Source organism: Candidatus Methanoperedens nitratireducens, from assembly GCF_900196725.1.
GTDB lineage: Archaea > Halobacteriota > Methanosarcinia > Methanosarcinales > Methanoperedenaceae > Methanoperedens > Methanoperedens nitroreducens_A.
Genome location: NZ_FZMP01000101.1, coordinates 1 through 8832, shown reverse-complemented (window position 1 = coordinate 8832; position 8832 = coordinate 1). Strand labels below are relative to the sequence as shown.

9 protein-coding genes and 1 pseudogene are annotated in these 8832 nt (G+C 45.4%); 3 read left to right on the top strand and 7 right to left on the bottom strand.

The annotated features are described in order from the left end of the window. Positions 1-54: 54 nt before the first annotated feature. Positions 55-672 (bottom strand): 2Fe-2S iron-sulfur cluster-binding protein, encoded by a 618-nt coding sequence (locus MNV_RS07700; RefSeq protein ID WP_096204978.1) that lies wholly within the window; start codon positions 670-672, stop codon positions 55-57. A gap of 83 nt (positions 673-755) precedes the next feature. Here MNV_RS07700 and MNV_RS07695 point away from each other — a divergent pair, with 83 nt between their 5' ends. Next, entirely contained in the window at positions 756-992 is a 237-nt protein-coding gene (locus MNV_RS07695; RefSeq protein ID WP_096204974.1) for a hypothetical protein, read from the top strand. A gap of 15 nt (positions 993-1007) precedes the next feature. On the opposite strand, the gene MNV_RS07690 is transcribed toward MNV_RS07695, so the two are convergent. The 5 genes from MNV_RS07690 to MNV_RS07670 form a co-directional block, all read right to left on the bottom strand. Beyond that, a complete protein-coding gene (locus tag MNV_RS07690) occupies positions 1008-2756 on the bottom strand; it encodes an ATP-dependent DNA ligase (RefSeq protein ID WP_096204973.1) in 1749 nt (582 codons plus the stop codon). A gap of 137 nt (positions 2757-2893) precedes the next feature. Next, positions 2894-4141 carry a sodium/glutamate symporter gene (gene gltS, locus MNV_RS07685; protein ID WP_096204971.1) on the bottom strand — a complete coding sequence of 416 codons (1248 nt, stop codon included), beginning with the start codon at positions 4139-4141 and terminating at the stop codon, positions 2894-2896. Between the two features lie 40 nt (positions 4142-4181). Further along, positions 4182-4475: a GYD domain-containing protein gene (locus tag MNV_RS07680; protein ID WP_096204970.1), complete on the bottom strand. Its 294-nt coding sequence runs from the start codon at positions 4473-4475 to the stop codon at positions 4182-4184. Between the two features lie 138 nt (positions 4476-4613). Continuing rightward, positions 4614-5303, bottom strand: coding sequence for a phosphoribosyltransferase (locus tag MNV_RS07675; RefSeq protein ID WP_096204968.1), 690 nt, complete (start codon positions 5301-5303; stop codon positions 4614-4616). 52 nt (positions 5304-5355) lie between these two features. After that, positions 5356-6717: a nicotinate phosphoribosyltransferase gene (locus MNV_RS07670; protein ID WP_096204967.1), complete on the bottom strand. Its 1362-nt coding sequence runs from the start codon at positions 6715-6717 to the stop codon at positions 5356-5358. 122 nt (positions 6718-6839) lie between these two features. On the opposite strand from MNV_RS07670, the gene MNV_RS07665 reads away from it, so the two are divergent. Beyond that, the gene (locus MNV_RS07665) at positions 6840-7208 is read left to right on the top strand and encodes a DUF1284 domain-containing protein (RefSeq protein ID WP_096204965.1); all 369 of its coding nucleotides are present in this window, start codon (positions 6840-6842) and stop codon (positions 7206-7208) included. A 75-nt stretch (positions 7209-7283) separates the two neighbouring features. Here the strand turns inward: MNV_RS07665 and MNV_RS07660 are convergent, their stop codons facing one another. Continuing rightward, positions 7284-7976 carry a HisA/HisF-related TIM barrel protein gene (locus MNV_RS07660; protein WP_096204964.1) on the bottom strand — a complete coding sequence of 231 codons (693 nt, stop codon included), beginning with the start codon at positions 7974-7976 and terminating at the stop codon, positions 7284-7286. Between the two features lie 329 nt (positions 7977-8305). Between MNV_RS07660 and MNV_RS21220 the strand changes: the two are divergent. After that, a pseudogene (locus MNV_RS21220) lies at positions 8306-8422 on the top strand (hypothetical protein); the annotation flags it as partial. Positions 8423-8832: the final 410 nt, after the last annotated feature.

Below are 8832 nucleotides of genomic sequence, written 5' to 3'. Positions count from 1 at the left end.
TGGGTAAGTTATTTACGCACAGATCCTAAGCATCTCCTTGATCTCTATCATCTCTCACGGCTGGCTGCTCCAGATTTCTTCTAAAGGCGGGGCGGTAATCAAGCCCAAGCCGCCGGTGAATGCCATGACATGGTTCTGGCACTGGGGGCATCTTAAATTGCAGCCGTGGGTAAAGCATGCTACCTCTACAGGATAAGCGTAATTTCTGATGTCTATAGGTGTTCCTACGCCTCCCACCATATGCGGTCCAAAGCCAGTAACCACCCGCCTCGGCTCTATCTCTGCCTGCGTATCGATAATCATGCCATCCCTCACACAGGTAACGCATGCCGGCACCGGATATCCATTCGCCAGCACGGCGCAGCACCAGCAGCCGCCCACGCCGCAGGGGGCATCTTCATGAGAAAAAGAAATACCTGCCAATCCAAGGGCATCCTTAAGAGTGATCCTTTCAGGTACAGAGAAACTCTTACCATCGATATTTATGCGGAGCTTCTTTCTCTTGCCGCTATCCTCGATTAAATGTATAGCCGAGCCGGAGCAGACAAGCACACAGGCTCCGCATCCGATGCAACCGCTGCCCAGAACTTCGCCCGCCGGGCATGCTACACTGTTCCTGCAGGCGCCGCAGAAAGTACAGAGGCTCTGGTCGCGTCTGGCAATATTTGGCATGATTCTCCTTTCGGTTTGTAAGTTGAAAAAACTTGCCTTCAAAAGAGCAAAATGATTAAGCAGAGAAAGGTCAAATTAGAATCATGGGAGAAATTACAATCAATATCCCCTCGGATTTAGAGATAAGCATAGGGAACCTGGTATCCCAGGGAACCTACATGAGAAAGGAAGAGGCTATCATCGCCCTGATAAGGTTAGGTCTTGGCGCGCTGAGGAAAAAGGAAGAAAGAAAGGTTCACGTCATACCGGGAGAGCACCCGCAATTTCCTCCGCCCATGCCGCCGGAGAGATGGCCCGATCACTACGAGTTCGATAGGTGAATCTTCCTGGTACTCTTACTCAGCGATTCGTTTCAACTGAGCTCTGTACATATCAACGATCTCCTCCACATTAGTAGCATCTTCCGGTGCCTTATCCTTCCTCCACCTGTGCGTGAACCTGGGGAACCTGACAGCTATGCCGGCATCCTTTCTTATACGGTTGTATGCACACATATGTATCGGACTTAAAGTAAGTTCATCCCCTATCACCTCAATTACAACAGCAGGAGTGAACCAGACATTAGCTTCAAGTTTGCTCTCAACCCTTGCATGCCTGTGCTTGAGTTCATAAGGTGACAGGAGTTCAGGCAGGTTCTTCAGGTCTTCGTCAGTAAAGCCGCTTCCCGCTTTGGTTATTGTGGGGAAAACATCCCTTTCAGAGTCATAAACAGATACCAGAAGTGCTCCATAGCTTCCCGACCTCCTGCCCCTGCCCATAAGCGCACCTACTATCACTACATCTATCGGTTCGATCATCTTAGACTGGTAGCTGCGCTTGAGTTTTATCCAGAGCCAGCTCCTGGCTCCTGCCTGATAACCCGATGCACCGCTTTTCAATATAAGCCCTTCGCACCCGCTCTCTATAGCGCTCTCAAAGAACGCCTCAATCTCCCTGACATCATCCGAGATCAGGGATTGCGCCAGTTTGAACCCGTTAGTCTCTTTTATTGATTTCTTCAATATTTCCCTGCGTTCAAGTAGCGACATCTGGGTCAGGTCATCGTTCTCAATAAGCAGTGCGTCAAAAAGGTACATGTGAGCGGGGAATTCCTTAGCAGCTTTCTCAATCCCGTATTTTCGCCTGCGGTGCATCAATACCTGGAACGGGAGCATAGCTCCGGTATCGGTATCAACAGCGACGCACTCCCCCTCTACTATAGCCCTGTCTGCCTTGATGTTCTTCCTCGCAAGGTCTGCTACATCAGGATACTGTCCTGTGATGTTCTCAAGCCTTCTTGAGAACATCGATATTTTATTCCCCTGCTTATGGATCTGGATTCTCTCGCCATCGTACTTCCACTCGCATATCGCTTTCCCGAGCTTCTCAAGGATCTCCTGCGCGCTTTCAAGGCGCTGTGCCAGCATCATCCTGGCAGGTCTTCCTGTCTTGACGTGATATTTTTTTATGCCTTCTATACCATCTGTGCACAGCGTCCTGGCAACATCCCCAAGGTCGGATGTAAGGTTATAAGCTCTCTCTATAACTTTCCTGGCTTCCTTACCTGCGAACGCCCGGGCCAGGGCTTCGAGGATCGTCATATCTGCTATACCCAGTCTCATTTTTCCTGTGACCGTGCGCATAATATATTTTGCCTCCACGGGCTTTGCGTCCGCAAGCAGCCCGGAGAGTGCTCTCACCTTAGCCTCGACACTTCCCGCTCCCGTTATTCTTGCTATCTTATCAAGAACATCATAAACATCCCGTACCAGAAGTTCCTTTTCAGAAAGTGTTGCCTGCTTTTTTGCCTTCAGCAGATTTTCGGCAGCAGTGCCTATATCCCCCTTGCTCCTTAATTCCCTCTCCACTTTCTCCAGAGGAAGTCCCGTAGCGGCTGAAAGTGCCCTGAGAGCCATTTTTTCAGCCATCCCCATCTCTACCCCTGCAAAATCCGGGTAAAGTTTGCCCTGCGTGAGATAAACGACCTTACCTATCACCTCGCCGGGTGTCTTTTTTAAAACGTCCACAAGGTAGCGAGTTATCTCAAGGCGCTTTGTGGTTGCGCCTATCGCCTCATAGAGATCGACAAGCTCGATGTATTTCACACTCTCACCAGATATATATCTTAACTCTGTGTAAATAAAACCATGCTATCAACATCTGCAATGGTTCTTATTGGTTTGGAGGGCACGAATAGCTCACCTTCTTAGAATTCTAACATCTAAGATATGTGAGAGACTTTTCACTTTAGTACATTTGCGAAAAATGTAATTATAATAGCGTTAGAGAAATCAACAAAGAATGCTCCCACAATTGGAATAACAAGAAATGCCCTCGGAGCCGGACCGAATTTCTCCACTAATGCCCTCATGTTGGCTATGGCGGTGGGAGTGGCTCCAAGACCAAATCCGCAATGTCCAGATGCCATTACCGCTGCATCGTAATCTCTTCCCATGACCTGAAAAGTTATAAAAATAGCATATAACGCCATAAGGGTGACCTGTATAAAAAGTATAATCAGCATAGGAGCCGCCAGATCCAGGAGTTCCCATAGCTTCAGATTCATCAAAGCCATGGAAAGGAAAAGGGAGAGAGCAATAGATCCAAGAAGCTCCACATAGTTTTGTGAGATTTTCAGGATTTTTGAGTAATCAAAGAGATTCCTCAAGGCTGCTGCGATGAGCATTGCACCTATATAGGCAGGTAATGTAATACCACGGCTTTCAAATCCTTTACTGACGATTGACCCAAGCCACATACACAAAAGGATAATTGTCATGTATTTCAGGAACTGATAGGCACTTAGCCCTGCTGCTTCCTCCTTCTCTGCAGCCATTTTATCCATGGATTCGACCATAACCTCTTTCTTTAAGGGAATTTTATTCTCATGTTTTTCAAGCATCTTTTTGTTTATAAGATAGATTCCCACAGGTCCCCCAATAAGTCCGCCTGCAATAAGACCAAATGTAGCTGATGCCATACAACAAGTCGTGGCCCCTTTCAGTCCAAGAATCTCGAATATGGGACCAAAGGCAAGCCCGGTTCCATGTCCTCCTGTCATGGTTACAGAGCCAGCTATTAGACCCAGGAAAGGATCTACACCCATTAACATTGCCATAAACACACCAACCACATTCTGGAAAATAGCCAGAAAAGATGCCAAAACCCAGAAAAAGATTATCTGGCGACCCCCTACTTTGAGAAGGGAAAAGCTTGCACCGAGCCCGATACTGGTAAAGAAAGCAATCAAAAATGGGGATAGAAGGGTTGTGTCAAATTGGAAGGCAAAAAGCCCGGTCAGTCTGAAAATAAAGGCAAAGATAGCAAAGGTCAATCCACCCACCACTGGAGCTGGGATGGCAAAACGATTGAGAACCTTCCATTTTCTTATCAGAAAATAACCGAGGAAGAGAATTAGGGAAGCAAGAGCAACGGTCTGGATCATGTCGAGATTCAAGGTAAGAATTCTATCGTTGATATCAAAATCCATATTTACCTGATTTATCATTGAGAGCGGGGTCGGTTATCAATCAGGGCAGTGCTTCAACGAGGTTCCTGAATTCCTCTTCTGTAAAGGCGCGGAGTGTCTCAGCCTGGACATTGCCTAAAGAACCAACGGCTGCAACCGCCTTAACTATTGTTTCATCATCAGGCGCTTCGGCTATGAATATAGTATCGTATCGACCCATGAGCGCGTAGAACTCTTCCACCTTTGCGTTCATCTCCCGAAAGAGTTGTTTAGCTGCTTCTACCCGGGCCGGGCTCTCCTTTATATGTTCAATGCCTTTTGGCGTAAAGCGAAACAGTATTATATATTTTGGCATGGTGGTTCACCTCCTCTGATTTCTTAAAAACTTACCAAAAACTTTTTATTAGTATTCAAACTCATTTCTAACCCCGCTCTATATTCTAATTATTCTCAAAACGATTAATATTTTTCGGATATGTTCTTTAATTGATATTTACCTGAAAAATCCCTTCAAAATTTCCAGCACTTCCTCCTCACTAAGATCATACCACTTCTGATAAGCATCAGCTACAGCGAACATCATCGTATCCCTGATGTTAAGACAAAAGATTTTATCGACTTGAGGACTCACAAGTTCAAGCGTACTTGTCGAGGCGGTGGGAATTGCTACTATAATGGCGGCGGGTGAATGTTTTCTTCTGATGGAATTTACAGCCGATAGCATGGTATAACCTGAAGCCAGCCCATCGTCTACTATTATTACAGTTCTATCTTTTAATTGAGGAAAAGGTATTTTTCCTCTGAACTTTTCCAATCTTCTGTTAAGTTCGATTTTGACTTTTTGAACTGCTGATTCGATTTCGGCATCGGTTAATTGGAGCTGTTGTACCAGCCTTCTGTTGATCATCACCTCTCCATCCCAGCTTATAGAACCAAAACCAGCCTCCGGATTATCTGGAATTGGGATTTTCCTTACGATTATTAAATCCAATGGGACATTCAATCTTTTTGCAATCGTGACCCCGACCGGGACGCCTCCTGATGGTATAGCCAGAACGATGGGATTAGCGGCCGGTTCGATATATGGTTTAAGTTTCTGTGCGAGCAACTCTCCCGCATGAAACCTATCCCTGAAGACATAATTTTTATTTCTCAGCTCTTTATCTTCGATTATTTTTGCCATTGCGCTGTTGATTTAGATTCCTCCCCTTTCATTTAATCAAACATACGGGCTCTTATATCTTAAGACCTATCTCTTCCAGTCTTATTTTCTTAACGAGGCGTTCCCTGAGCGCGGTCAGTCCGGAACTGAGTTCCACAGGATACACCGGTGCCCCCTCCAGCTTCCTGTACTCATCAGGCAGCTTCGCCAGATTCCGGGCTGCAATCTCTCTTATCTGCACAAGCGAGGGTCTATTGCAGATAAGCTTCCCGTTTTTAACAACAGGTTCAAGTAAAGGCACGGCGTTGTCCACAACTTCGCTGTCTAACGATATGACGTCTTTTACGAATCCCCCATCCTCAACGATGCGCCATACGCGCTTCTTTCCGGGGAGCGTGGCTTTCACAGTTTCCTCTGAGAGTTTCATCCTGGGAACGTGCCTGCCATGCTCCGCAACCTCTGAAAGCTTGTAAATACCATCAAGCGCCGGGGCAGGTCTTCCTGTTATAAGCTCTGTGCCCACGCCGAACAGATCGATTTTCGCGCCTTTTCTCATGAGTTCGTCTATTTTCCACTCATTAAGGTCTCCGCTTGCCACTATCTTTACGTAACCAAGCCCCGCATCATCAAGTATCCTGCGCACACCTTTTGATAGCTCGCTTAAATTCCCGCTATCAAGCCTGACACCCTGGAGTTTTTCGCCTGTCTGTTCCAGTTCTTTTCCTACAATTACAGCTTTTTTTGCACCCTCGATGCTGTTATAGGTATCTATCAGCAGGAAGCATTTTGAGGGGAACGTATCTGCATAAGCCCGGAAGGCATCGATCTCGTGTTCAAAGCTTGTAACGAATGAATGCGCCATAGTACCTGAGACCGGGATGCCGAATATTTTTCCCGCCAGTACATTGGACGTCGAAGTGCATCCGCCTATATATGTTGCGCGGGTCGCCTCAAGATGCCCGTCCCCCTGTGCCCGGCGCAATCCGAATTCCGCTATTCCCCTGCCGCGCGCCGCATATACCACACGGGCGGCTTTTGTAGCAATAAGGGTTGAGAAGTTCATCTTGTTCAGTATATAAGTCTCTACAAGCTGGGCTTCCATTATAGGCGCTGTTATCCTTATTATAGGCTCAAGAGGGAATGCGATACTCCCTTCAGGCATTGCGAGAATATCGCCGGTGAACCTGAAATCACCGAGGAAGTCCAGGAACTCCTCATTAAAGCCCTGGGTTCTCAGGTATTCGATATCATTATCTTCAAAATGCAGGTTTTCGATATAATCCAGGACATAGCTCAGCCCGGCGGTTACAAGATATGAGCCTGCGGGTATTTTCCTGACAAAATAATCAAAAGTAGCTTCCGGCTTATGCCCTGATTTCCAGTAAGCCTGCATCATTGTAAGCTGGTAAAGGTCTGTTCGAAGTGCCTCGCTCATATAATTGATGATGTAGGCGGCTGTTTAATTAAAAGTTTCTGAGATGCCTTTGACAGAAATATTAATAGGATTGAATTACAAGTGTGAATAAATGCGAATGCACTTTTTTCAGGGGCTCACCTATGAAGGCTAAACTCAGAGGTCATCATCTTATATGCCTTAATTTTTTCAGGGGAGAAGGATATTCAGAGGAGTTTATTAAAAATATTTATTCAGTAGTCGCGAAAGAGGAAGTGGAGATAGTAGAAGGACCCGATGAGGTTTGCGCCCGGTGCCCGTACCTGAAAGATAATAAATGCTCAAGCGGTGAATATACCGACGAAAAGATACTGTTTCAGGATAAAGAAGCCCTGAGGCTCCTTTGTTTCAAGCCCGGCAGGGTAGTTGACTGGGAGCTCATCTCCGCCCGGCTGCCCCAGCTTTTAGAGAAGTGGAAAGTGCAATTTTGTATGGATTGCGGGTATAGGAAGGTGTGTTTCGGTCAAATGTGAAAAATAAACAACGAACTTCTACGAACTCGATACGAACTCCCGCTATATCTTTTTAGTTCACTGTTGGTTTGATTTTCATCTGATCAATTCCAGTGGAATCATTCCCCCATGTACCGCCGTAGCCACAAGTGCACCGCTGACCCCTGTTTCTTTTAGCGTATTGATATCTGTCATATCCCGTATCCCCCCGCCAAGCAAAACGCTATGCTTAGATAATTCGACCACGCCGCGTAAAAAATCCGTATCAATCCCGGCGCCTGTACCGACTTTACCGAGCTCCAGGATGATAATGTCCCTGATATTGTAGCCATTCAACAGTTTTACAAGCTCATGCGGCTTCATCATCATATTCCTGTCCTTTGTCAGCACTTCGCCATTCTTAATATCAATGCTCACATTAATGCCGCCCGGGAACTGTTCAGCCGCAGTTTTTATCAAATCAAGAGAAGCTGTTTCGGTACCCAGGATCACCGTGTTTGCGATTTCGGCACATTTTCTTACATCATCCATATTTTCCGCGCCTATGTCCACCATAGTCTTTGCCTTTGCGGATATTTTTTTGATAAGCTCGAAATTATCTCCGAAATGCTGTAACCGATCAAGGTCAGCAATATAAACCTCCGCAGGTTTAAGCGCGGATACTATTTCCAGGGGGGTTGATGAATTGCATACCTTACTCTGTATGGGCTGATACTTTGCTCTCTCTCCCCTGATAGCGTGGACTGCGTTTCCTTTAAGGATGTCCAGTACAAAAATAATTCGAAACATGGGATGTATAAGTGCTTCGATTTGATTTAATGATTATGAAGCTGCTGGTAAACCCAAAAAGGGTGTGTAAAAACAATCGCCACAGAGGCACGGAGGCGCAGAGGCAAGAAATATTTCAAAAAGCTCTCTGTGTTCTCTGCGCCTCTGTGGCAAGTTATTTCTGAAGCTACAGAGACGCAGACGCAGAAGCACAAAGATAGGAATGATTCTTTGAAAAGTTGGAATATTGGATGGGTTCTTTATGCGCATAGATGATATCCTCCCATTCTTTACAGCGCTTGATGGAGGCAGCATCCGAGGCGACGTTGCGAGAGGTATAATCTCTCCGACATAATTTTGCTGCCCACCTTTTAGAAAGTGGTATAGACCTTCGATATATTCAAGAACTGTTGGGGGGCATAAAAGCAGTAAGACCACCGAATTATATATATTCATGTAAGTATTAGATAAACAAAAAATTCAGTAGATTTTATATTAAATTCGGAGGTAAAAGAAAATGAATGAAGTTCAGGCGAATGGTGGTATAGACAATCTAAATGCCAGATATAATACCAAAATGGAAGGATATACGACACGGATGTTATGTATGGAAGAGTTATATTCAATCTGCCCTCGCGCCAACGAAAGCTCCCTCGCACGAACGACTGATGGAGTTCGTAGGAAGATATTTAAGACTTCTGATTAAAATATAATAAATGGTAAACTGTATGAGATATTTCACACTCTTGAAAACGCTAGACAAAATATGTGAAAGTGCTCCGCAAGAATTTATTTCGTATAAAATTGACGGTACTGCGGATCAAGTAAATAAAGCAAGATCAAAAGCATTTAGGATTGATGATTAAATAACATTCTC